General features: G+C 39.4%; 22 protein-coding genes and 1 pseudogene. 6 read left to right on the top strand and 17 right to left on the bottom strand.

Annotation, left to right across the window (positions count from 1 at the left end):
- Positions 1-11: 11 nt before the first annotated feature.
- From JCM9157_RS25160 to JCM9157_RS03420, 5 genes are all read right to left on the bottom strand, one after another.
- Positions 12-308: an MFS transporter gene (locus tag JCM9157_RS25160; RefSeq protein ID WP_235714784.1), complete on the bottom strand. Its 297-nt coding sequence runs from the start codon at positions 306-308 to the stop codon at positions 12-14.
- Positions 277-990, bottom strand: a complete 714-nt coding sequence (locus JCM9157_RS25155; RefSeq protein ID WP_235714783.1) for an MFS transporter — start codon at positions 988-990, stop codon at positions 277-279. The genes JCM9157_RS25160 and JCM9157_RS25155 overlap by 32 nt, the downstream gene beginning before the upstream one ends.
- A 48-nt stretch (positions 991-1038) precedes the next feature.
- The gene (locus tag JCM9157_RS25150; RefSeq protein WP_235714782.1) at positions 1039-1194 is read right to left on the bottom strand and encodes a hypothetical protein; all 156 of its coding nucleotides are present in this window, start codon (positions 1192-1194) and stop codon (positions 1039-1041) included.
- Between the two features lie 68 nt (positions 1195-1262).
- Positions 1263-1835: a DUF2087 domain-containing protein gene (locus JCM9157_RS03425; RefSeq protein ID WP_035662147.1), complete on the bottom strand. Its 573-nt coding sequence runs from the start codon at positions 1833-1835 to the stop codon at positions 1263-1265.
- 169 nt (positions 1836-2004) lie between these two features.
- The gene (locus JCM9157_RS03420; RefSeq protein ID WP_052012921.1) at positions 2005-5385 is read right to left on the bottom strand and encodes a 5'-nucleotidase C-terminal domain-containing protein; all 3381 of its coding nucleotides are present in this window, start codon (positions 5383-5385) and stop codon (positions 2005-2007) included.
- A gap of 139 nt (positions 5386-5524) precedes the next feature.
- Here JCM9157_RS03420 and JCM9157_RS03415 point away from each other — a divergent pair, with 139 nt between their 5' ends.
- From JCM9157_RS03415 to JCM9157_RS24855, 4 genes and pseudogenes are all read left to right on the top strand, one after another.
- Positions 5525-5737: a hypothetical protein gene (locus JCM9157_RS03415; RefSeq protein ID WP_035662144.1), complete on the top strand. Its 213-nt coding sequence runs from the start codon at positions 5525-5527 to the stop codon at positions 5735-5737.
- Between the two features lie 120 nt (positions 5738-5857).
- Positions 5858-6218, top strand: a pseudogene (locus tag JCM9157_RS03410) (VOC family protein).
- A gap of 30 nt (positions 6219-6248) precedes the next feature.
- Complete coding sequence (locus tag JCM9157_RS25145) at positions 6249-6452, top strand: hypothetical protein (protein WP_081734021.1); 204 nt, start codon at positions 6249-6251, stop codon at positions 6450-6452.
- A 23-nt stretch (positions 6453-6475) separates the two neighbouring features.
- A complete protein-coding gene (locus tag JCM9157_RS24855; RefSeq protein ID WP_162831748.1) occupies positions 6476-6637 on the top strand; it encodes a hypothetical protein in 162 nt (53 codons plus the stop codon).
- 71 nt (positions 6638-6708) lie between these two features.
- Here JCM9157_RS24855 and JCM9157_RS03405 read toward each other — a convergent pair whose 3' ends face one another.
- The 11 genes from JCM9157_RS03405 to JCM9157_RS03355 form a co-directional block, all read right to left on the bottom strand.
- Positions 6709-6924 (bottom strand): helix-turn-helix domain-containing protein, encoded by a 216-nt coding sequence (locus JCM9157_RS03405; protein WP_035662142.1) that lies wholly within the window; start codon positions 6922-6924, stop codon positions 6709-6711.
- A gap of 12 nt (positions 6925-6936) precedes the next feature.
- Positions 6937-7428 (bottom strand): DUF2975 domain-containing protein, encoded by a 492-nt coding sequence (locus tag JCM9157_RS03400; RefSeq protein ID WP_035662139.1) that lies wholly within the window; start codon positions 7426-7428, stop codon positions 6937-6939.
- A gap of 275 nt (positions 7429-7703) precedes the next feature.
- Positions 7704-8114, bottom strand: a complete 411-nt coding sequence (locus JCM9157_RS03395) for a SurA N-terminal domain-containing protein (RefSeq protein WP_035662137.1) — start codon at positions 8112-8114, stop codon at positions 7704-7706.
- 109 nt (positions 8115-8223) lie between these two features.
- The gene (locus tag JCM9157_RS03390) at positions 8224-8523 is read right to left on the bottom strand and encodes a hypothetical protein (RefSeq protein WP_035662135.1); all 300 of its coding nucleotides are present in this window, start codon (positions 8521-8523) and stop codon (positions 8224-8226) included.
- A gap of 703 nt (positions 8524-9226) precedes the next feature.
- The gene (locus JCM9157_RS03385) at positions 9227-11338 is read right to left on the bottom strand and encodes a glycoside hydrolase family 52 protein (RefSeq protein ID WP_035662132.1); all 2112 of its coding nucleotides are present in this window, start codon (positions 11336-11338) and stop codon (positions 9227-9229) included.
- Positions 11339-11353: 15 nt separating this feature from the next.
- Positions 11354-12253 (bottom strand): carbohydrate ABC transporter permease, encoded by a 900-nt coding sequence (locus JCM9157_RS03380; RefSeq protein ID WP_035662129.1) that lies wholly within the window; start codon positions 12251-12253, stop codon positions 11354-11356.
- Between the two features lie 14 nt (positions 12254-12267).
- Positions 12268-13146, bottom strand: a complete 879-nt coding sequence (locus JCM9157_RS03375; RefSeq protein ID WP_035662126.1) for a carbohydrate ABC transporter permease — start codon at positions 13144-13146, stop codon at positions 12268-12270.
- 149 nt (positions 13147-13295) lie between these two features.
- Entirely contained in the window at positions 13296-14618 is a 1323-nt protein-coding gene (locus JCM9157_RS03370) for an extracellular solute-binding protein (RefSeq protein WP_035662124.1), read from the bottom strand.
- A gap of 331 nt (positions 14619-14949) precedes the next feature.
- On the bottom strand, positions 14950-15933 hold the full coding sequence (locus JCM9157_RS03365; RefSeq protein WP_035662121.1) for a glycoside hydrolase family 43 protein: 984 nt from the start codon (positions 15931-15933) through the stop codon (positions 14950-14952).
- Positions 15934-16034: 101 nt separating this feature from the next.
- Positions 16035-16808 (bottom strand): response regulator transcription factor, encoded by a 774-nt coding sequence (locus JCM9157_RS03360; protein ID WP_035662118.1) that lies wholly within the window; start codon positions 16806-16808, stop codon positions 16035-16037.
- Positions 16777-18534: a cache domain-containing sensor histidine kinase gene (locus JCM9157_RS03355; RefSeq protein WP_035662117.1), complete on the bottom strand. Its 1758-nt coding sequence runs from the start codon at positions 18532-18534 to the stop codon at positions 16777-16779. Before JCM9157_RS03355 ends, JCM9157_RS03360 begins: the two co-directional genes overlap by 32 nt.
- 157 nt (positions 18535-18691) lie before the next feature.
- On the opposite strand from JCM9157_RS03355, the gene JCM9157_RS24545 reads away from it, so the two are divergent.
- On the top strand, positions 18692-20380 hold the full coding sequence (locus JCM9157_RS24545) for a methyl-accepting chemotaxis protein (protein ID WP_052012920.1): 1689 nt from the start codon (positions 18692-18694) through the stop codon (positions 20378-20380).
- Positions 20381-20420: 40 nt separating this feature from the next.
- Here the strand turns inward: JCM9157_RS24545 and JCM9157_RS03345 are convergent, their stop codons facing one another.
- Positions 20421-20960: a DUF3231 family protein gene (locus tag JCM9157_RS03345; RefSeq protein WP_035662114.1), complete on the bottom strand. Its 540-nt coding sequence runs from the start codon at positions 20958-20960 to the stop codon at positions 20421-20423.
- A gap of 199 nt (positions 20961-21159) precedes the next feature.
- Here JCM9157_RS03345 and JCM9157_RS03340 point away from each other — a divergent pair, with 199 nt between their 5' ends.
- Positions 21160-21867: an N-acetylmuramoyl-L-alanine amidase family protein gene (locus tag JCM9157_RS03340; RefSeq protein WP_035662111.1), complete on the top strand. Its 708-nt coding sequence runs from the start codon at positions 21160-21162 to the stop codon at positions 21865-21867.
- Positions 21868-21898: the final 31 nt, after the last annotated feature.

The raw sequence follows: 21898 nt of genomic DNA, 5'->3' as shown, positions 1-21898 counted from the left end.
TAAAGACTCATTTATCCTGCTACCATTTTTAACAAATTTTTCTTTTCTTTGACAAGGTTCAACCTAAAAAAGAGCCATGCATAAACACCTGTCAGACAAATATAAACAACACCAATCAACAAGCTTAAATCACGAGCACTAACTCCTTCTAGCAAAAAACCTGCTGCAGCCATTGATAGTCCTAGTGCTGTATTGGATATAGCTTGCATCATCCCAAACAGTGAACCTAACCTCGCTTTTGGAATCACTTTCATCATAACGGTGTCGATACAAATATTACTTAATCCACCAGCAAACGTAATGAACATCGCAACGAGTAAAGCTAAATAAAAAGAAGGCAAATACAACTGTAAGTAGAAGGAACCCTCGCTTTAAATATTTAGAAAAAAAAGAGCTAACGATAAAACCAATCCCGAGCGCCGCATACATAAACCCAATCCCTAACTCCCCCATTTGAAAAACATCGAGCGCATACACATTCATTAACACGTTATCAATCCCGTTTGCTAGTGGCATTGTTACGGCTATGAAAAGAAAGGTTAAGAGAATGGATGATTGAAAAAGCATCGTCCGAGAAGATGCTGGGGGCGAATTGTTTGAAGAAGACTGTGCTTCTGATTGAGCTTCGTTGATTCTTAAAAGAAACAAAGCCGACAGTAAAAACGTTAGCGCATGTATCCAAAAAGGAAGAGACAATCCTAAATAAAAAGCAAAAATCCCCCCTGCACTAGCTCCAACCACCAAAACGAATCCCATCAACATTTGCTCCAACGCATTTATATCTGCTAGCCGTTCTCGTTTTACTAAAGCCGGAATAATAGACATTCGCGCCGGGGCGTACAAAGCTTCGCCGCAAGCTAGTAAAAATGTGCTCACATACATGATCCATAAATCATCCGGTGTTTGAACCAATAATAAAGATAAGACGAAAGGAATTCTCAAAAGGTCGATTAGAACCATCATCTTTTTTTTTCGAGTATCTATCTGCAAGCAGTCCTCCAACTGGTGCTAGTAATAGAAAAGGTAGCATCCGAATCGCTAAGATAATTCCGTCGTGACCGCTGCTCCTGTCAGTTCAAAAACTAAGGCGAAAATCGCTATTTGACTAAAACGATGGCCAATTCCACTAACGAATCCTGCTGAAAAAAAATTCCGGTAATCTCGCTCCTGTCTCCACGCAATAAGCAAATTCACTTTCGCAACTCCTTTCATAACAATCTAATTAAACACCCGTCTAATTAGTTACAAAAAAGAAAAGCCGTTTAAACCGGCCACATTTCTTTTGGGTTCAACTCATATTGTCCTTCTTGTCTGTGCATAAATTGATTCATAATAAACTCCCGGCGAATCCAGGCATAATCATCATAATATTGCTTAATATATTCGTTTATCTCTTGCTCGCTATATGTTTTTCCGATCTCTAACCCTTGGACTAGATGCTCCAAAATAATTAACTTCTTCTTATGCTGCGCAGGCACGCTCTTCAATTTTCCGTTTGGTTGTATGAAGTTTTTTAAGATTTTATGCTTTTCTTCATCTTCAACTCGGAAAACACTTGCCTCCTCCTGATTATTCAATTTCAAAATCGCTTGGGCCATGAGCTGAAGCTTCTTTTCATCCAAATGATAATAAATCGTATTTTTATCACGACGCTGATAGATCACGTCAATGTCGCGTAGCTTGGCAATGTGATGAGAAATGGTCGGTGGCGTTAACCCTAACTTTCCGGCTATCGCTTGCCCATGTAATGGTCCTTCCTTTAATAAAAAAATAATTCGAATTCTTGTTTTATCGCCCATCGTTTTATGAAAATTAACGAGTCGGTTTAATTGCATAGATGATTCCTCCTTTACTCATATCTAATTAGACTATAATCTAATTAGATGATCATAACAATAGGCAAACGATAAAAAATGACCATTTACTCAGAAGATCCCATAAATTAGTCAAGAAAAAGGCTATCAAATGAACGATGCATTTAATAGCCTTAACCTTCTTCTGCCCTTACTTTATCGTAACCTTTTCAATAACATCTTCTTTATTTAATTCTAAAAGATTACTGCCTTCGTATACAGTTACTTCTAGAACATACTGTTGTCCTTGATGATTCGTTGGAATCTCAACAAACGTTTGAACGGTATTTTCACTTGCTGGGCTTACCTGAAGACCTACTAGTGAGTTTTCTTGCTTACGACCGTGCTTGTCAACAAGTGTAACAGCAACGATTACATCCTTCCTGTCCGTTTGATTGTTTTTCACTTTCGTTTGAACAAGGATTTGTTGATTACGTTCAAGCTTTGAGACAGTGTCCTTTCCATCAGTCAGACTAATTTCAACTTCATACGGATCGAGTACCTCAACCATATCAGCTTTTCCTCTAGGCTTTAACTGAATCGTATTATTGAAGCGGCTTGAAATACCTGTAATATTCACGGAATCACCATTCGCAAATTCAAAATCGTCAAAAACTAAGCCTGTCCGATTATCTACACGAACTCGAACTGTTTCCTCTTTGACAGTAGCATCGAATTCAAAGGTTCCAAAGTTATTGATTCGTTGAAGGTTAGAAATAGTCGCACTCTCGATTACGACTAACTGACCTTCATTTTCAGCTGTAATTTGCTTTGGAGATACTTTCAACGGTTGCGGAATGTCTGCCTCTCCTACTTTTTCAATAGCTGAGACATTGGTGATTTGAAGTTCTTCTGCAAAAATTCCTTTTTCACCTGTTACACGAATGACATCGCCTGCTTTCACATCTTGCAAGGACTGGAATACATAAATACCTGCTTCATCATCTTGAAGGTAGAAGCCTTTTTGTCCCCAAAAACCAGAATCTGTTGTGGCTGTCGCTTCAACCGTAACGACCTTACCAACTTCAGCTGTCCGAGCTTCACTAATGGAAATTGGTTCAATCACTGGTTCTGCTTCAGTAACAAAATCATATGATGTTAAAGTTTTTACCCCAGGTACCGTGAAGTATGCTTCTAATGTTCCTGATACTTGTACGAGTTTTCCTAAATTATCAGGGTTATCCTTTAAATTCAATGCTGTTCTAATCGCGTTATTAGGTAATTGAACTGGAATTAGCTTCTTAAGATCTCTCTCATTCGGAGAATCTGCCATCACTAAATTGGTTGTAGTCGTAAATTCACCATCAAAAGTGACATTTGTAGCTGAAGTCATTGTTCCTACGATATAGCCTTGAACCGTAGCTTTCCCACTGTTGTTAGCAATCGCTTCTGCTACTGTCACATAATCGCGGTCAGCCGGTGGTGGTACAGGTTCACTTGAAGAATCATCTATGATGGTAATACGTGACCCTTCAACATAATCAATTGGTCCCTCTTGCACTTTTACATAGTCAACAATCGCTTCCCAAACCTTGCCATAGTTGCTACCAACAAGCTCACTGCCTAGATTGTAAAAACCAGCCCCATGCATATAATCGTTATAGGCAACTGTATACTGTTTTCCTTCATCTAATGGATTTCCATCAGGTAATGTCAGCTTCACATCGACGAATTTGCCATTTTCTTTGATCAATTCATAATGCAAGCCAGATACTTGTAGATCGACACCGTTATTATATTTGGATTGCTCAAGTAAAACTTCCTTCATACGTTTCACCGTTGTTTTAACAGCAACGACTTGATTGCCAAATTGATCTAAAAATTCAATTTGACCATCTGTAATTACGCCAGGTGCAATGCTTCCTGTTACAGATGAACTGTTAAGCATGCCGAAATCCGCATTTGTTTTCGCACGGACTGAATCAGCATAAAGGTTCCCTAGTCCTGAGTCACCAGTACGGTTATTTGCCGCAGAAAGGCCATTCTTCGTTTCACCAATTGGGTTACCAACAATTGGTGCATCGTTAGAGACTTCAAATGTAATACGTTGACCCGCTTGATAGTTAATCGCTTTGCCTTCTGAAGTTAAATGCTTTGCATAAGCAATCATAGAGTCAGTCATAAACCCAGAGGTTGTTTCTATTATTTCTCCAGCAAAGTTGTACCCACTACCACCAGTTCCGATATAATCACCAACTGCGACGATATACATTTTATCATCTTCAATTAATTGACCATCCACTTTTAACTCAGAATCAATATAACGACCTGTATTATTCGTAATAATTTTATACGTTAATCCTGACGTTTGCAGGTCAATCGAGTTACGACGTTCATATGAGTATTTGATAACCTCTTTCACAGCCGCCCCAGTCATTTCAATTTTCATAATTTCATTGGCAAAGGGCTCGATTGTATAAATATCAAATTTCTTAATATCACCAGCCGGGATATTGGCACGGATTCCGCCGTTGTTCGTCAACGCAATATCTGATTTTGTATAATAACGAATCGAATCAGTCCAAAAGTTCCCTAGTTGCGTGTCTCCATTTCCACTTCGATTTAAGCCTGTTTCTGTTTTGCCAATAACTTCATCAAGCAAATCGCCCATCTCAGCATTGTACGCATCAACTTTTTCTTGAATCTCTTGATCAACAGCCGTTAGCTGGCTAACATTCTGTAAAAAACCCGTAACCGATTCCACTTCTTTTGTGTCTTGGTTGTAGTTTATCGTTACATTTCCAACGTTTAGAGCATTCCCACCCGTTTGCACAATCGGTGTACCATTTACTACTGCCGGTTGATTTAACGTTGTATGAGAGTGACCACCAATAATTAAGTCGAAGAAACCAACTTCCTCAGCTAGCTTGCGATCGTCCGAATAGCCGATATGTGTTAAGGCGATCAGAATATCTGTTTCATCCGTCAAATATTCATATTCTTTGGCTGTCTTTATCGGATCAGCAAATGTTATCCCCACCGTGTTAGCTGGTGCGGTTGCCGGTGGACTTTGAATAACCGAGAACACCCCAACTTTAATGCCATCTACATCAAAAATCTTGTATGGCTCCGGTTGCTCGAGCTCTTTATTTGCTCCGTCACCAACAGTCGTGTTAGCACTTAACCACGGAAAAGTAGATTCATTGATTCGTTTCACCATTTCCTCTTGCCCATAATCAAAATCATGGTTTCCTATCGCCATTGCATCAAGACCCATATGATTCAATAAATCGACAATTGGTTTTCCGTATTGTAAATCAACAACTGGATTCCCACTAAAAATATCACCCGCATCTAAAAACAATGAGTGCGTTGCAGCTTCTCTTTCAGCCTGTATGTATGCTGCAATTTTACCAAAATCATTCACTCTCGCATGGATATCATTTGTATGTAAAATCTTAAGTTCAACGATCTCCTCCTCACTTGCCTGAGCAAAAACCGGTACAAATGAGCTAAATAATGAATAAAAAACCAACGTTATTACTAGAATAATAGAAACATATCTATTATTCTTGAAACTAGTAAAAGTCATGATGATCCTCCTCTTATTTTTCCTTTATCTATTAAATAGTAACCTACTAATGTAAATCCCACATTAAAGTTATGTAAAAATACGAGTAAAGTAATTACTAATGGGAGATAATCATCCAATCACTTAGGAGGAATGACATGTGAAGGTTCTCATTAACAACATGCCTATTGAACTATTTCACGGGGCCACATTAAAACATGCGTTATTGAAAGCAGATGAACAGCTTTATAAGGACGTGATCACAGGCTTTAGTCTTATTCAAGATCAAGATGGCAACGTCACAGACATTAATGGAGCTGTTGGAGAAAATTTTTCTTATATTGTGATTAGAAAAAAGGACGATGTATCCTAGAGGAGGCGCTATTCGTCTTGAAAAGAAGCATCGTTTTCCTCATTAGATGAAAAGGAGTCCCCACAAAACCACCTCCCTGATTTATAATGGAAATAAATTGGTTTTTAAAGGAGGCATTGTATGATCATCGGCTTACATCATGCTCAAATTACGATACCCGAGTACTGAAGAACAAGGTAAGCATTTCTACTGCCATATATTAGGATTAGCAGAAATTGAAAAACCTGATTCCCTTAAAGGGCGAGGCGGCTTCTGGTTACAAGTTGGGAACAAAGAGGTGCATGTTGGAACAGAAGATGGTTTTAACCGGTTAACAACAAAAGCGCATTTAGCTTATCATGTTGACGACATTTCTTACTGGAGAAAAAAACTTGAAAAGAACAACATTGAAATCTTAAACTCGGTTCCCATTCCAAACTATGAACGCTTCGAATTCAGAGACCCTTTTGGGAACAGAGTAGAAATGATAAGAGAATTATAAAAGAATCTCTATAGTGAGGGAGAAGATTTTTTGATTCATTTATTGGAAATCATCTTTCAATTTTCAGCCATAATCCTACTTCTATGTTCGATTTATTATTATAGATTTTTCAAAAAAGTGAAGAGAGAAAGAAAACTAACTTTCTTTGAATTCTCCATGTATGCTATGACCCAAGTGGCCATATATCTTTGTGCTGGTAGTATTATCCTTTTGTTTTTGGATAGAAATTTCTAATCGCAAATAGTGGGAGGCGAATGATGGAAAACGACTATTTTGTTGGTTGGGGTACACTAGCGTTGATCAATGCAGGACTTGCACAGGGGAAAAATAGAACAGGATTAAATTGGTTTTTACTTTCTCTTTTACTAGGTCCAATCGCAACACTCATCTTGTTATTTGCAGAAAAGAGAGAACAGTAGTTTTGGAAAAATGCGCCCTATTTGATAATAGGAGCGCATATTTGATTTATCATATTCTAGAAGAAATAACCTTAATCGTCGTCGTCACTTCTGTATTCTAAAAGGTCTCCTGGCTGACAGTCTAAAGCCTTACAGATCGCTTCTAACGTCGAAAGTCGAACCGCTTTTGCCTTTCCGTTTTTCAATATAGACAGATTAGCCATCGTTATTCCTACCCGTTCGGAAAGCTCGGTCACACTCATTTTCCTTTTCGCCAGCATTACATCAATATTTATTATGATTGCCATAACTTATTCACCTCAGACTACTAAATCGTTTTCTGATTTTATATCGATGGCTTCTTGTAAAAGTCTTTGAAGAACCGCCGCAAAGACTGCAATCACCATTGGAGCAAAAATCATGACTAGACCAATAATGATCAGACCTGGCGCATCATCTACCTCCGCTATCATATAAACGAATGGGATCGCTACCACATAAAGGCCGCTAATGATAATGGCACAGTTTTTAATTTTTTTAAGAGCCCTGACAGATAACTCCGAAAAAGCTTCGTTCTTGTCAATAAAACTTAAAAGCTTAAAAGCTTGAAACAAAGCAAAGTAAAACGGAATCGTCGTTATATACATAATCAGTAATATACCGTAAACCACATAAGCCAAATCCGAACCTCTTCTCGTTGCCTCATTTGCTTCACCTGCGATCTGTGGCAACAAAAATAAACACAAAGCCAGAACCGGAACCCCAATCAATATAACAGCTATCTTCAGAAAAAGTGTTGAACTTCGTTTCATAAATACACCTCATTTACCCATTGTCACTTGAATGTACCACAGAATTTATTGTTTTACAATAAATTCTTGTTGAATTGCATTCAACAACCTACTTTAGATGAGCTAGTTTCTATGAGATTAATTACTAATTCCGTTTTATTTAGCACCTTCCTATTAATTAATAACTACCTTATTGTCACGCTGATAGGTTTCAAATAACTCCATGATGTGCTCGTCTATCTTTGACCCCCATACCTCTGCCTCTTCGATCGACGTTGGCTCATCAAATAAATGAGCTAGGTATTTTTGTGTGTATAAATCTCTTCTATAGTAGGAATCGGTCCAGGTTTCATAATACTCTTCAAGTTTAAACCTAACTGATTTGCTTGAGTCTGATAAAATTCAAGACTTTCCTCTGACAAGAACTCAAGTTGTTCCGATATTGTTGCACCAGGAAACAGCATTTGCTTAGCTTCTTCTATTTCATCCTCTGAAATTGTAATACCTAATTTGTGAGCTTCTTGAATAAGGATTTCCTCTTTCAGATACATTTCGATATATGGTTTTTCCACTTGATATAGAGTTAAAATATCTGATGCTCTTATCTCTTCTTCGTTTAAAACAGCGATAACTTGATCATTTTCAACCGCTGATGTTTGGCAAGCTCCTAACAAAAGACAAGCTAGAATGACATATATGATTCTCACGTTTAACCTCCTTTTCTTAGTTTCATAGAATGGTAGAATGATTAGTGCAGTTGGCCTCTCTATTTAGAAGAGGCTTATTGCTTTTGGTTGGTATAATATGTATTCGATCTTACTTTTCTTTAATTTTAGCACGGATGCTTTCTAAATCTTCTAAGGACAGCTCACTGAGGGATTCTTTGATCTCCTCTTCAATCAACTTTCTATTACTAGCGCGGTACTGATCCCACCACTCTCGTAATCCTGCTGTATTATCGAAAAGATATTCAATGTCTATTTCTTCGACTGAATCGTCGGATAAATAATTTAATACAGCAGCTAGATACCGACTTAGATCTTCCGTTTCTGAGTCAGTAACCTCCGTTGCTTCCTGTTCGATTTCTTCTTCCGTTGACGCAGATTTTCTTGGCATTGTTTTTCCTCCTTTTTATTATAGTATGACCAAAAGGATTTCTAAACAATCTTGCGAACATGAGAGACTCTATTGGATGTTGAGTTGGGGTGTTAGACTTTTGGGGGACACTGGGTTTCTGGGTTTCTTGCTTTTGGCTGTTGGGGATTGCTGTTTTTTTGAGCGCGTGGCGAAACTGGTGTCTTCTTACCAGCACCGGCCAAGCTCCTGTAATTTTTCGAGGACACCAGAGACCTTATTCAAGCAATATTCAAGGTTTTGAAGCTCCGAAAGGACAACAGATTCCTTATTCACCGATTTCGCCAGTCAAAAAGCCTCTTTCCAAGCGAATAGCGAACCTCCTGTCCTCTCACTCCCCAAATCAGCACGATTTCCTTCAAATAAGGTCCTCTCTGTCCTCTTACCAGCACCAGCCAAGTTCCTGCAGTTTTAAGAGGACAACAGAGACCTTATTTGATCAATATTCAAGGTTTTGAAGCTCCGAAAGGACAACAGATTCCTTATTCACCGATTTCGCCAGTCAAAAAGCCTCTTTCCAAGCGAATAGCGAACCTCCTGTCCCCTCACTCCCCAAATGAGCGAGTTTTCCTGCATATAAGAGCCTCTCTGTCCCCCTAGCATCCAACCCTAGTACCAGCCCCCCTCACCACCACAAAAAAAGAGGCGAAAATCAAAATTGATCTCCACCTCTCTCATATTCAAACTAGTTTTCCTCTAACCACAAAATGCTTGTCACTCCACGCGGATAGTATTTGCTTCCGGCTATTTCCCCGGAGATAATTTGATCGCTCCAGCTCCAGACAGAAAGAGTTGGGTGCGTTAGCCATGCCACGTGTGCGGCATCTGCTTTCGCGCCTTTTTCGTCCCATTTCCAGCCGAGGATTTGGCGTGCGATAAATTGGTTGAGATAGATTTTACTTAACCATGAGTTGTTACTTGTGGAGGAAATTTTCCAGCCTCCATCTTCAAACAAGCAGACGCCTTCGGTTAAGACCGTTTCTAAATGGCGTTTAAGCACTTGGATGTACTCACCAAAGCGGCCATCCTCTTCTAATGCTTCCTTGCAATTCGTATAGTACGGGAAGATTAGCCCTTCGATCGCAGGAATGATTTTTGAATCATTGCCTTCTCCAACAACAGCTGGAATGTAGCCGTCTTCGGTTACGAAACTGACAATTGTGCTAGCACATTTTTCAGCTTGTTCGCCTGCTGTTTTTGAAAGCTCCACCTTCCCTTGTTCAGAGAAGATTTTCTCAAGTGCAACATATGAGGCCCATGACTTCCCAGCCATGTAAATATTGTTTCTTGCTTGACCTAGTGATACGTCAAGGCTGTCATATGTTGTGATTTCCGCTCCACCCATGCAGCGTGTTGAGTCAAGACTCATGATTCCATTGCGTTCAGCTGGGTCTGGGTGGTCACGATTGACCATGCTTTTTAGGCATTCTTCAAAAATGTCCATGTTGTCGGTTAACCACTTTTGATCTCCAGTTTGCTCCACGTAGACGGACGCGCATAGCACCCAGTTTACGAGTTGCTCGTGAGTCATATGCGAGAAGCAGCCGTCTAAACCATACAGCTCATACGAAGAATATTGTTGACGTGAAATCGTATTAGCTACACCCATGTCATGTGTGAAGCTGATTCCACCAGGATATTCAATCTCATCGCCAGGGAAACGGACTGCATCGACGTAGCTGAAGCGTTCAATGAACATATCAAGTTCGTTTTTGACCGTCCAAGGGTTCATTTTCAATTCGAAAAATAACTGGTCGACCGTTAGATCAAATGTATTCATCATCCGGTACTCACCTTCATTGACGACCCAGAATGGCTCTCCGTCTGATGTTTCAAGAAATTGCGTTGAACCATAGTAACTGCGGATCGAGTGAGCCATCATGAACTTTTGGTCATCAGAAAGGTTTGCATCGTTAACAAGCTTATTGGCTTCAACTGCACGCTTTGCAATAGCATCAAAGTTTTCCAATGTGTAAGAGGCAACCTCTTCGATATTTTTGAAATACCGAGTGTAATAGTAAGATGTGTCCATACCAGCTGTGACAATTCCGCCGCGGTAGAAGCTAATTGCAAAACGATACGTTTTTTTCTCACCTGCTGGAACATCAACGACAAGGGCACCTAAAGGTCCAAGACCGAACGTCCAGTTTTCTTCTAGTTCGGTTGTTAAGATGTTTTCCATGCTAAAGTGCATCGCTGATTTTACGGCAGGATCATCAGATGTAATCGCTGTTAATCTGCCTTGACCTACACCGGCAATTCCTTCTAATGTATCATCTAAGCGACGCATCGAGCTGTACACATCAGCACCTTGATAACCGAAGAAAGCGCGACGGCTATGTTCGCCTTCAGTATTATCGATCGTTAATTCAGCCACTACAGATGGCACAATCGTCAGTTTCATTTCTTCAGCCGAAGCGGTTGCTGGGTCTGGAACAGATTCGACTTGTGAGTAGATCGTAAACTCAAGATCGCCTGCCTTCCAGCTGTCTGTCCCTAATTGAAATGTACGTGTAACCTCGTCTTGTGAAAAAGGGATAATGATCTTCGGTTTGTCTTGATTAGGATCTGGATTTTCAATGTCATAGCGCTTAGCTTCATCATCTTGTGACGCAAAAAATGGAAGAGCATCATACATGCCCGCCTCAGTTCTTGATTCGACTCCAATATAAACGTTTTTCTTAGGCGAACGGCCAAGCTCTAGATCGAGCCCGCCGCCTTCCTGTGGAAAACCAAGTGTAAAACTAGAGAAAGATCCAATTGGTGAATGGTGTGCGTTGAAAAATTGATTTTTCATGCCATTTTACCTCCATTATCCTTTAACTGATCCAGACGTAATTCCTTCTACAATGCGGTTGCTAAGAACGAAGAAAGCAAGCAAAATTGGAATGATACTGATCATTAGAGTCGCACCAATTGCGCCCCAATCTGTTGCGTATTGGCCGATAAAGTTTTGGATTCCAACTGTTAGTGTTTTGTATTTATCTGAGCTGATGAATGTGTTAACAAAGATAAATTCGTTCCAGTTGTAGATCATGTTGATGATCGCTGTTGTTGCTAAAACAGGTGACGTCATCGGTAAAATGATTTGGAAGAACATTCTATGGACTGAGCATCCGTCCATGATGGCAGCTTCTTCGACTTCACGTGGCAACGTGTAATAGAATCCTAGTAAAATCATCATCGTAATTGGTAAGTTAAAAGCTGTATACGTTAGGATAATCGCTAACGGATGATCCATTAAATTAATGTTTGTAAAAAAGCTGAATAATGGAATAAGCGTTGAGTGAACAGGGATCATTAAACCAACCATGAATAATCCGAGTACTGGCTTTTTCCATTTCCAATTCATACGCGTAATCGCGAATGTAACAAAACTTGCAAGTAAAACCGTTAAGATAACAGCAGCTGCTGTAATCCAGACACTATTAAAGAAATAAAGACTAATGTTACCCTCTGTCCAAACCTTTGCATAGTTCTCCCATCTAGGTTGCGATGGTAGAGCAAAAGGCGCTAAATTAAACACCTCTTGATTGTCTTTTAATGAGAATAAAAACAACCAGATTAGAGGAAGAACTTGAGCGACTGCGACTACTCCCAAAATCACGTACAATAGCGCCAAGGCAATGCGTTCTTTCAGTGTTTTTTGTGAAGACTTCAAAGACAGTTTAGACTGTAAAGAAGCTTTTTTAGTTTGTAATGCTTTTTCCATCTCTAGCTCCTCCTCTAATACTGAATTTCTTCTTTTGATTCTGTTGCTTTACGAATGAACCATGTGACAAGTAAACAAATAATTAATAGAGCAAAACCAATGGCTGAACCGTAACCGAAATCATTGGAACGGAAAGCTAATTTGTACATATACGAAGCCATAACCTCACTCGCACCATTTGGTCCACCGTTTGTCATAACGTAAATTAAATCGAAATATTTTAATGATCCAACTACTGCTAAGACGATTGTTACCTTTATAACACCAGCAATTAATGGCATTTTAATTTTGTAAGCAATTTGCCAAGGCGTTGCACCGTCAATACGTGCTGCTTCCATTAATGACTCAGGAATGTTCTTTAAAGCTGCATAGTAGATTAAGATGTAAAATCCTGCATACTGCCAAATAATTGGAATGAAGATGGCATATAAAACGATGTTAGAATCCGCTAACCATAATGGCGGCTCTGAAATTCCAATCCAAGTTAGAAAACTGTTCATCACACCATTAGTAGGGTGATAGATTCTCATCCAAAGTTGCGCAATCGCAACAGAAGAAAGAAGCATCGGAATTAAATAAATTTTTCTAAAGAAGTCAGCTCCTTTAATTTTTCCAGATAGAACAACGGAAACTAAAAGGTAACCACCTAAACTGATAACAGAAAATAGGGCTAATAAAAATGAGTGAAACGCACTTTGCCAAAATAGTGAATCAGACAGTAGTTTTGTATAGTTGGACAGGCCAATAAATGTCATTTCACCTATTCCATCCCACTTCATCAAGCCGTAGTAGCCTGTCATAACAATTGGAACGTATACTAACGCCAAAATTAAGATCAATGCTGGCATAACATAAAGGGCAATTACTTTCTTGTCGGACATAACTGAATTCATTGTATAAACTCCCCTTTCTAGTGTTAAAAAACTGTTCAAAAAGGCACGTGCGCAAAAGGATACGACCTTCTTGAACAACCTTTTAATGATAAGGAGAGGATGGCTCCCTTTATAATTATCTTGGTTTGAGCCACCCTCACTTTATTGTCTTACTCTTCTGAAGCTAAAGCTTCTTCATGCTTTTTCGCGAAATCTTCTGGTGTGACTTCGTTACCGAATAACGACTGAATCATGTTTAAGTGAGTTTCTGCAACACCTGAACTCATTTGCACATCAGCAAATAATGTGATGTTTGAAGCACCATTTAACTCATCTAATACTTCGATGAATAAATCTGGTAGGTCAACAGCTGCTGTATCCACTTGTGTACCTGGAATAACTCCAGCGTTTTCAACAGCTTGCTCTCCCCATTGCTCTGCAAAGAATTTAACAAATGCTTTTGCTTCTTCTTTAACATCAGAATTCTCAGCTACGAATAGTCCAACTCCAGGACCACCAACCCAGCTATCTACGTTTCCAGCTCCACCTTCAACCATTGGAAACTTGAAGAAACCAACGTTATCTCTGAATTCTTGTGGAATTTGCTCGTTTGTTGTGAAGTTAGGAACTTCCCAAGAACCGATTAAATACATAGCAGCACCTTCGTTTAAGAACTCTGCTTTTGCTTCTTCATTTGATAATCCGTTAAAACCTCTGTTAAATGCGTTCATGTTTACAAGATTCGTAATTTCAGCTGCTGCATCAACTAGTGCAGGATTTTCAAAAGATCCGCTACGGTCGATTGCAGAGTTTAGAGCTTCTGCTCCGCCAAAGCGATCTGCTAAATACATATACCATAATGAACCAGTCCAACGATCTCTGTTACCAAGCGCGATTGGAGCAACACCGTTACCCGCAAGTGTTTCAACAACTGTTAAAAACTCTTCGTATGTTTCAGGAACTTCAAGACCATGCTCAGCGAAAATCGCTTTGTTATAGAAAATTGGTGCGATGTTTAACTCTAAAGGTAAACCGTAGAATTCACCGTCTGTGCTATACGCTTCAAGCGTACCAGCTACAAAGCGTTCTCTTAAACCATCTTGATCTAACGTATCGTTAAGTGACGCGAAAAGATTTCCTTTTACATAAGGCTCCATGAAACCAGCAGCCCAAGTCATCCCTACGTCAGGAAGTTGGTTTGAAGAAGATACAACTTGTAATTTATTTTTATATTGCTCATTGTCTAATACTTCTTGTACGACTTTGACACCTGGATTAGCTTCTTCAAACTGAGTAATGATGTCATTAACAATTCTATTTTGCTCTGCTGAACTTCCCGCAGGCCATAAGTGCATAAAATCAATGGTCACGCTTCCATTAGAAGTATCACCTGTCGTTCCTCCATCTGACTCAGTAGCATTCGATCCGCCACAAGCTGTCATAACTAATGCAAGAGAAACTGTGAAAAGTGCTGTAAACGCTTTCTTCAACATCTTGAAAACCTCCTCGGTTGTTTTAACTACATTTATATCTTAGCACCCAGTTCAAAAATTAATAAGGTAACGACGATTGGATGAAGTACCACTATTTTTGGATCGATTAGTGGAAAACAGGTACACTTTTGAGGTGAGCCCTAGTATTAGTGAGGGGGGCAGATTAACCGTGATTGTGTTTAAATTTCAGCGGAGACCGTTTTTTTAGCGAATTCGTCAATCGCAACTAGAACAGGTTAATTGCGATTCCGACGCTCTCTACCAACCTCTACTACCTCACTACCAACACAATAAAAAGCGCATCGGAAACCCGATGCGCCTTCAACTAAACTTATTTATCTCCATAAGGGTGAATCGTTTGAATGGTACCGTCTTCATTATACGTGATTTCCGTATACTTCACGCTACGTTTATGGTTAACGCCGCCTGATAGGGAAGCATCATGATAGAATAAATACCATTTGTCTTCGAATTGGACGATAGAGTGGTGAGTTGTCCAACCTTCAACTGGCTCAAGAATTCTTCCTTTATATTCAAAAGGTCCTTCTGGATTTTTACTCATTGCGTAAACAATGTAGTGAGTTGTTCCTGTTGAATAAGAAAGGTAGTAGTATCCGTTATGCTTGTGAACCCATGGTCCTTCGAAGAATCTTCTGTCTTCGTCACCAGCTAAAATCGGATTGCCGTTTTCATCGACAATAGAGATTTCTTTTGGTTCTGCTTTGAAAGTTAGCATATCATCGCTTAATTCAGCAACGATCGGTCCAAGTGCTGGATCTGTTGGTGCTGGACCTTCAGCATCTGGTTTGAATTCACGAGTTTGCCATTTTTCAAGTTGGCCACCCCATAAACCGCCGAAGTAAACGTATGCTTTGTTGTCTTCATCAACAAGAACAGCTGGGTCGATACTAAAGCTGCCAGGGATATAGTTTTCTTCTGCCTTAAAAGGACCTGCAGGAGAATCACTTGTTGCAACCCCTAATCTGAAAATATTATCATGGTCTCTTGCTGGGAAAAATAGATAGTATTTATCGTTTTTATATGCTGCATCTGGCGCCCATAGTTGCTTCGATGCCCATGGAATGTCTTTCACGTGAAGTACTTCGCCGTGATCGACAACAGGTGAATCGAAGTTGTCCATTGACAAAACATGGTAATCTTCCATTTTATATTGGTCACCATTATCGTTAGAAGGCTCATCGTGATCAAGATCGTGAGAAGGATAAATGTAAAGTTTCCCTTCAAACACATGTGCAGAAGGATCTGCTGTGAAGATGTGCGTAACTAGTGGTTTGTTTGGTGTTGGTTTAGCCATGGTTTACTCTCCTCTTTTTTGTTTGATTTTTCTAAAAAAATATTTGCCCCTAGATTATAACAACATATTGCGACGAAATAAAACGTTTTCATCACATTTTTTTATTCTTCATGCTCTTTTCGGTACTGACTTGGCGTGATTCCCTCATAGTCTTTAAACATTTTTATAAAGTATTTAGACGTCTGATATCCCACTTCTTCTGCGATATCAGAGACCGGTATCTTCGTTTGAATTAGCAAATTTTTTGCGGCTTGAATTCGTTTTCTTGTCACATAATCACTAAAGGTTAAGTTGGTTTTTTCTTTAAATAAAACACTAAAGTAGGACGGGTTTAGATGGACTGTTTCTGCGACTGTTTTCATACTTAATTTTTGTTTTAAATTTTCGGACACATAAGCAATCGCTTTTTCGATTGGTGAGTCCTCTGCTCGTTCCATTTTTTCAAGTTCTACTAAACTCGAATCGACCACTTTTTTAATTAGCCCTTCATGCTCTCTCGACTCATTTACTTTCAGGGCTTTTTCAAAGGCATCTATTAGCTTCTTTTTTTGCACCGGTTTTAAAAGATAATTGACAACTCCAAAGCGAATCGCTTCTTGGGCATAGTCAAATTCAGAGTAAGCAGAGACGACAATCGTAACGGGCTTGTGTCCTGCTTCTTCTAACTTTGCGAGTAACTCAAGCCCCGTCATTTCTGGCATCCGAATATCTGTAATGAGAAGGTGGATTCGATGCTCGTCAAAGGCCGAAAGCGCTTGTTCTCCGTTTTCGGCTGTCATTACCTCCATCTTTCCTTCTCCCCATAGCTCAATCGCTTTTTTCAATCCTTGTCTCGTTCTTGGTTCATCCTCGACGATTAGAATCGTTTTCCCCATGATGGTCACCTCCGAAAATTGGTACCTCAAACATCACTTTTGTTCCTTCGCCCGCCTTGCTTTCAACTATTAATTCAGATGATTGATTTTTTGGATAGTATAACTGTAATCGCTTATTAACATTGACAATTGCCATTCCATTTCGTTTTCCAGCAGGGACTTGGTTGAGCTTTAAATGATCTTTTATCGTTTCAAGCTGACTTTCATTCATCCCTGGTCCATCGTCTATCACCTCAATGCGAAGACGAGTCGACTCCTCAACTGGCTTGATATTTACTTTAATCGTGCCTTGTCCATTTTTATTTCCGACTCCATGCAAAATGGCGTTTTCAACGATTGGTTGTATTAACAGTCTTGGAATTTGAACGGGCTCGTACTCACTAGGAACATCCATCTGCCACATTAACCGCTCACCAAAACGTACTTTCATAATGTGCATATAACGTTCAATATGCTCCATTTCCTCTCCTAGTTCGACCCAGTCATCCTGCTTTTGGTGACTAATCGTATAACGGAATAGTTCAGGCATTGAAAACACATACTCCGCCAGCTCTTCTTCTCCTTTTTCATCAAGAGACCAATACAGGGCTTCAAGTGTGTTAAATAGAAAATGCGGATTAATTTGTGCTTGCAACGCTTTTAATTCCGTTCGGCTTCGGATGATTTCTTTTTCATATACTTCTTGCATCAGGTGATTCATCGTTTCAACGAGCTGATTATACGTATCGTTCAATTCATTTATTTCAATGGTGGAGAAACTGCCTGGGCTCGCTTTAAGCGCTCCTAATCTGCCGTAGCGCATTGCGCTTGTTAATTTAAAAATAGGTCTAGTGATCATATTGGAAAGACCAAGTGAAAAAGCTAGAAATATGGCAAACCCTATGCCTGCAGCTATAACTAGAGCCATTCTCAAATAGGAAACATCTTGTGTTACCGCTTGAACAGGCATTAAAATAAATGTCTGCCAGCCTGTTACACGTGACGTTTCAAGATTCATCATATATTCGGTGTCATCAATGAAAAGACGATTCGGATAATCAGAAACGAGCGTTCCAATATCTCCTTCATACGTTGACGTTACCATCTCACCATTTTGATCCAATAATGCCATAAAATCATCCGTAAAAGCAGATTCCTGAAATTGAAAATAACCAGGTCTAATCCGAATTAACAGATAACCTCCAGGTGAAAACCAACGATCTATTAAATTTACTTGTTTTAACGCAAGAAAGAAATCTTCAGCTGCCGGGTCTCTCCCGATCCAAACCAGTCTTCCATTTTCTTGTTCTGCTTGCCTGATCCATTTTGAATCTATTCTTTCTGTTAGTGTTTTCTCATTAAGCGGAAACAACCTGCGCTCATCCGTTAAATACAACTCAAACGAGTCGATCCCATCAGTATAAGCTTGAAACGAGTTGATGACAGACATCAAAGATTGTCTCTCGGCAAAACTAGCTTGTTGTCCAAGCTTTTCATCTAACAATAATTGTTGCACATTCAGACTAGTTGACACTTGTGTTGAGATCATATCAATCTGTTGATAGAGCGCTTCCATTCTTCCACTCGCTTGGACAGCTGTTTGTTGAATCTGCTTCTCCGCATTTGTTTTCAACATTTTTGAAACCGTATTAAACGTTACTACCCCGACAATAAGTAAGACAACCGCCATTGCAGCAACAAAGAAAATTAAAATTTGATTTCGTAATGTGTTCCATTTTCCAGCCATCGTAAATCCACCTTTTTCCCAGTAACAAGTAGAATCCATTATAACATTATTATGAATTTTCTCTATTAAAAAATCTCGTCTGTTATATTTTCCAGTTCACTATTATTTTAGCTTTACCGATAATTCTTATATATGAATCTTTAGGAGCGTGAAGCAAGTGAGCATAAAGAAAAAATTATTACTCGGCTTTGGTGTTGTTCTAATAGTCACAGTTGTTGCCTTCATTAGTAACTATATTGCCTTACAAACGGTTACTCAATCTTATAAAAACCTAGCTGAGTTGGAAGTTAAAAAATTGCGATTAGCTCAAGAAATACAATTTGAAGATTTAGTTTTAAGTAATTCCGTAAGAGGAATCATTATCAATCCTTCTAACACGGAAGAATTACAACGCTATGATCAGGCTGCCATTCAAATTGAAAACAAAATTGACGAGGTTCTTCCTTTGTTAAAAAATGAACGTGCCATTGAAATTTTTGATAACCTTACTCTTTATAATGACCAATTGGTCTCATTAGAAACTGAAATGATTCAATTATCTAGTCGCGATCCAGAACAAACGATTGCTATTTATGACGGGGAGTATGCAGAGGTTCGCGAGATTTTCAGTTCGAGTTTAGAGGAATTTAAACAAATCCAGATGGGAATCATGAATACTCAAGTGGAAAAGGATGTTTCAATGATTCAAACAAGATCGCTTACCGGGATTGTCTCATTAGTACTAGCCATTGCCATCGGCGTCTTTATTGCGATTTTCATTTCGAACAAAACAACGAAGCCCATTATTGAAGTCACGGAAAAACTTAAAGAATTATCTAGCAACGAAGGCGATCTAACCGTTCGCTTAAACGTATCTAGTCAAGATGAAATCGGCCAGTTATCTGGTGCGTTTAATGAGATGATTTCAACCATTCAAAGTCTTATTCGAGAAGTTAGTCAAACTTCTGATGAGGTCGCTTCTTCGGCTGAACAACTGTCTGCTAGTTCAGAGCAAAATAGCTTAGCTACCCAACAAATCTCTGAATCTATTTTAGATATTTCAACAAAGTCGGAGAAACAAGGGCAATTAACAGAGGAAAATTCCACTGTAATGAACGAACTAGCAAGTGGCATTCAACGTATTGCTCATTCAGCAGCACGAGTTTCAGAATCAGCTCAAGAAACAACTACGGAAACATTAAACGGAAACACGGCCATTAAAAGTTCTGTTGAACAAATGAATACCATTCAGCAAGTTGTTAAAAAAGCTGAGGAACAAACAAAGGCTTTGGATTCACTTACAGATGAAATCGGTCAGATTTCGATAGTGATCACAGGGATCGCGGATCAAACAAACTTACTCGCTTTAAATGCAGCAATTGAAGCTGCCCGCGCTGGTGAATCTGGTAAAGGCTTTGCCGTTGTTGCTGATGAAGTTAGAAAATTAGCGGAGGAATCAAGAAAATCAGCTTCGCAAATCACTCAACTGATTGAACGTATTCAGATCAATACTAGTGAAACGGTGGAGTTTATGGTTGAAGGAACGACAGAAGTCGAAAACGGCATTGTCGCAGTTAACAGAGCTGGCCAAGCTTTTGCCGAAATATCAAAAGCGATTCAAGCCGTAAGTGAACAAATTCATGAAATCTCTGCTTCTTCTGAAGAAATTCATAATGGGGCCGAGCAAGTTTCCGGTTCTTTTAAAGAATTAGCTCATATTTCAAGAGAAACGGCTTCAAGTAGCCAAACCGTCGCTGCTTCTTCTGAGGAACAATTTGCTTCGATCGAAGAAATCTCTTCTTCGTCTAAGAACTTAGCACAGATGTCTGAGAAGCTTCAATTATTAATTGGTAAATTTAAAATCTAAACATGAAAACCGACTCTCACGTGTTGAGTCGGTTTTTATTTTATGTTCCTGGCGGATTATAAGCTGGTGGTATTTTCGCCCAACCACGTTTTCTCATCTTCGATTTTAACGTTGCTCCGAACACCGCCGCTTCGTTGAAAAATTGCACGTATCTAGCTCCAACATCCATTCTCACACACTCGGCTGCAGCTAACGCGGACTTGGTCGTCATCGCCAAGATTTTCATCGCTAATCCATTCGTAATCTCTTCATCCGTTAACTTTACACCTGGTGGAATATCATTGTGATCTGTATGTGGCTTAGGCTCAGATACAGGCGGAAGAGTTACTCCTTCATTGCGTAATAGTGTTTCAATTTCCTCAGCATGAGCGGCACACATTTTAATCGCATCGGTTAAAATCCCTTTAAGTTCATCATCACTAGTTGTGTTTAATCCAACTTCTTCAAAAGCAATTGCTTCTTTGACAATACTATAATAAAGCCAGGAGTAAGAGGCTTCAATAATATTTAAAGGTGGTTTCGGTTCATCATCAATGATTGCATTAAAAGCAGCTTTTACCGCTTCAATTATATTTGGCATGATTTTCTTCCCTCCTTTCATCGCTAGTTTGCGCAAAAAAGGGGGTTTCATTAGCTTAATTTCAAATAAATTGGAAATTATTCTTTTCAAAAGTTTCATTTGGACTTGCACAACTTTTACCTATTCTACTTTGATCTAGTGACCTGTCTATACCTCGCATACTACTTTTGAATATTCTATAACCTGGAGGTGAATTTTATTGTTTAAATTGTATTTAGATCCTGGGCATGGTGGTTCTGATACTGGAGCTACTGGAAATGGGCTTCAAGAAAAAGATCTGACTTTAGATATTGCTTTACGAATTCGTGACTTGCTAGAGCGTGATTTTCAAGATGTTGATGTTCGTATGAGTAGAACCGACGATGTTGACCGAAGTTTAAGTGATCGCTCAAGTGACGCGAATAACTGGGGGGCTGATTACTTTTTGTCGATTCATATTAACGGTTTCGATGGCTCAGCCCAAGGCTACGAGGATTATATTTACAGCGGCTTATCTGATTCTTCGCAAACGGCCCAGTACCGCGATATTATGCACGAGGAAATTACAAGTGTGAATGAGCTATCTAACCGTGGTAAACAGAAAGCCAACTTTCACGTCTTACGTGAGACGAGCATGCCCGCTCTCTTAACAGAAAACGGATTTATCGACAACACCAACGACGCAGAGAAAATGCAAGATTCCAACTGGTTGCAAACCGTCGCAGAAGGACATGTTAATGGCTTAGCAAGAGCGTTTAACTTACAAAGAAGCGAGCAGGATGAGGATCAAGATCAGGACAATGATACTGTTTACCGAGTCATTGTCGATGGCACACAGGAAGGAGCTTACCGCGAGCACCAAAATATTTTAAATGCAGTCAGCCGAAACCTTGGTCAAGCCGATAGCATTGTGATCGAACGCGTTTAAATCTAGAACTATCTAAACAGCAAACTAGTAA

It is taken from the genome of Halalkalibacter akibai JCM 9157 (assembly GCF_000513135.1).
GTDB classification, from domain to species: Bacteria; Bacillota; Bacilli; order Bacillales; family Bacillaceae_D; genus Halalkalibacter; species Halalkalibacter akibai.
This window is presented reverse-complemented; position numbering and strand designations above follow the sequence as displayed.

Coding starts and splice junctions, on each gene's coding strand:
- JCM9157_RS24855 (WP_162831748.1), top strand. CDS start 6,476: ATGGAAAACGACTATTTTGTTGGTTGGGGTACACTAGCGTTGATCAAT.
- JCM9157_RS03345 (WP_035662114.1), bottom strand. CDS start 20,960: ATGCCAAATATAATTGAAGCGGTAAAAGCTGCTTTTAATGCAATCATT.
- JCM9157_RS03405 (WP_035662142.1), bottom strand. CDS start 6,924: ATGGCAATCATAATAAATATTGATGTAATGCTGGCGAAAAGGAAAATG.
- JCM9157_RS03370 (WP_035662124.1), bottom strand. CDS start 14,618: ATGTTGAAGAAAGCGTTTACAGCACTTTTCACAGTTTCTCTTGCATTA.
- JCM9157_RS03390 (WP_035662135.1), bottom strand. CDS start 8,523: ATGCCAAGAAAATCTGCGTCAACGGAAGAAGAAATCGAACAGGAAGCA.
- JCM9157_RS03375 (WP_035662126.1), bottom strand. CDS start 13,146: ATGAATTCAGTTATGTCCGACAAGAAAGTAATTGCCCTTTATGTTATG.
- JCM9157_RS03385 (WP_035662132.1), bottom strand. CDS start 11,338: ATGAAAAATCAATTTTTCAACGCACACCATTCACCAATTGGATCTTTC.
- JCM9157_RS03360 (WP_035662118.1), bottom strand. CDS start 16,808: ATGGGGAAAACGATTCTAATCGTCGAGGATGAACCAAGAACGAGACAA.
- JCM9157_RS03355 (WP_035662117.1), bottom strand. CDS start 18,534: ATGGCTGGAAAATGGAACACATTACGAAATCAAATTTTAATTTTCTTT.
- JCM9157_RS03365 (WP_035662121.1), bottom strand. CDS start 15,933: ATGGCTAAACCAACACCAAACAAACCACTAGTTACGCACATCTTCACA.
- JCM9157_RS25160 (WP_235714784.1), bottom strand. CDS start 308: ATGTTCATTACGTTTGCTGGTGGATTAAGTAATATTTGTATCGACACC.
- JCM9157_RS03420 (WP_052012921.1), bottom strand. CDS start 5,385: ATGACTTTTACTAGTTTCAAGAATAATAGATATGTTTCTATTATTCTA.
- JCM9157_RS03380 (WP_035662129.1), bottom strand. CDS start 12,253: ATGGAAAAAGCATTACAAACTAAAAAAGCTTCTTTACAGTCTAAACTG.
- JCM9157_RS03400 (WP_035662139.1), bottom strand. CDS start 7,428: ATGAAACGAAGTTCAACACTTTTTCTGAAGATAGCTGTTATATTGATT.
- JCM9157_RS03425 (WP_035662147.1), bottom strand. CDS start 1,835: ATGCAATTAAACCGACTCGTTAATTTTCATAAAACGATGGGCGATAAA.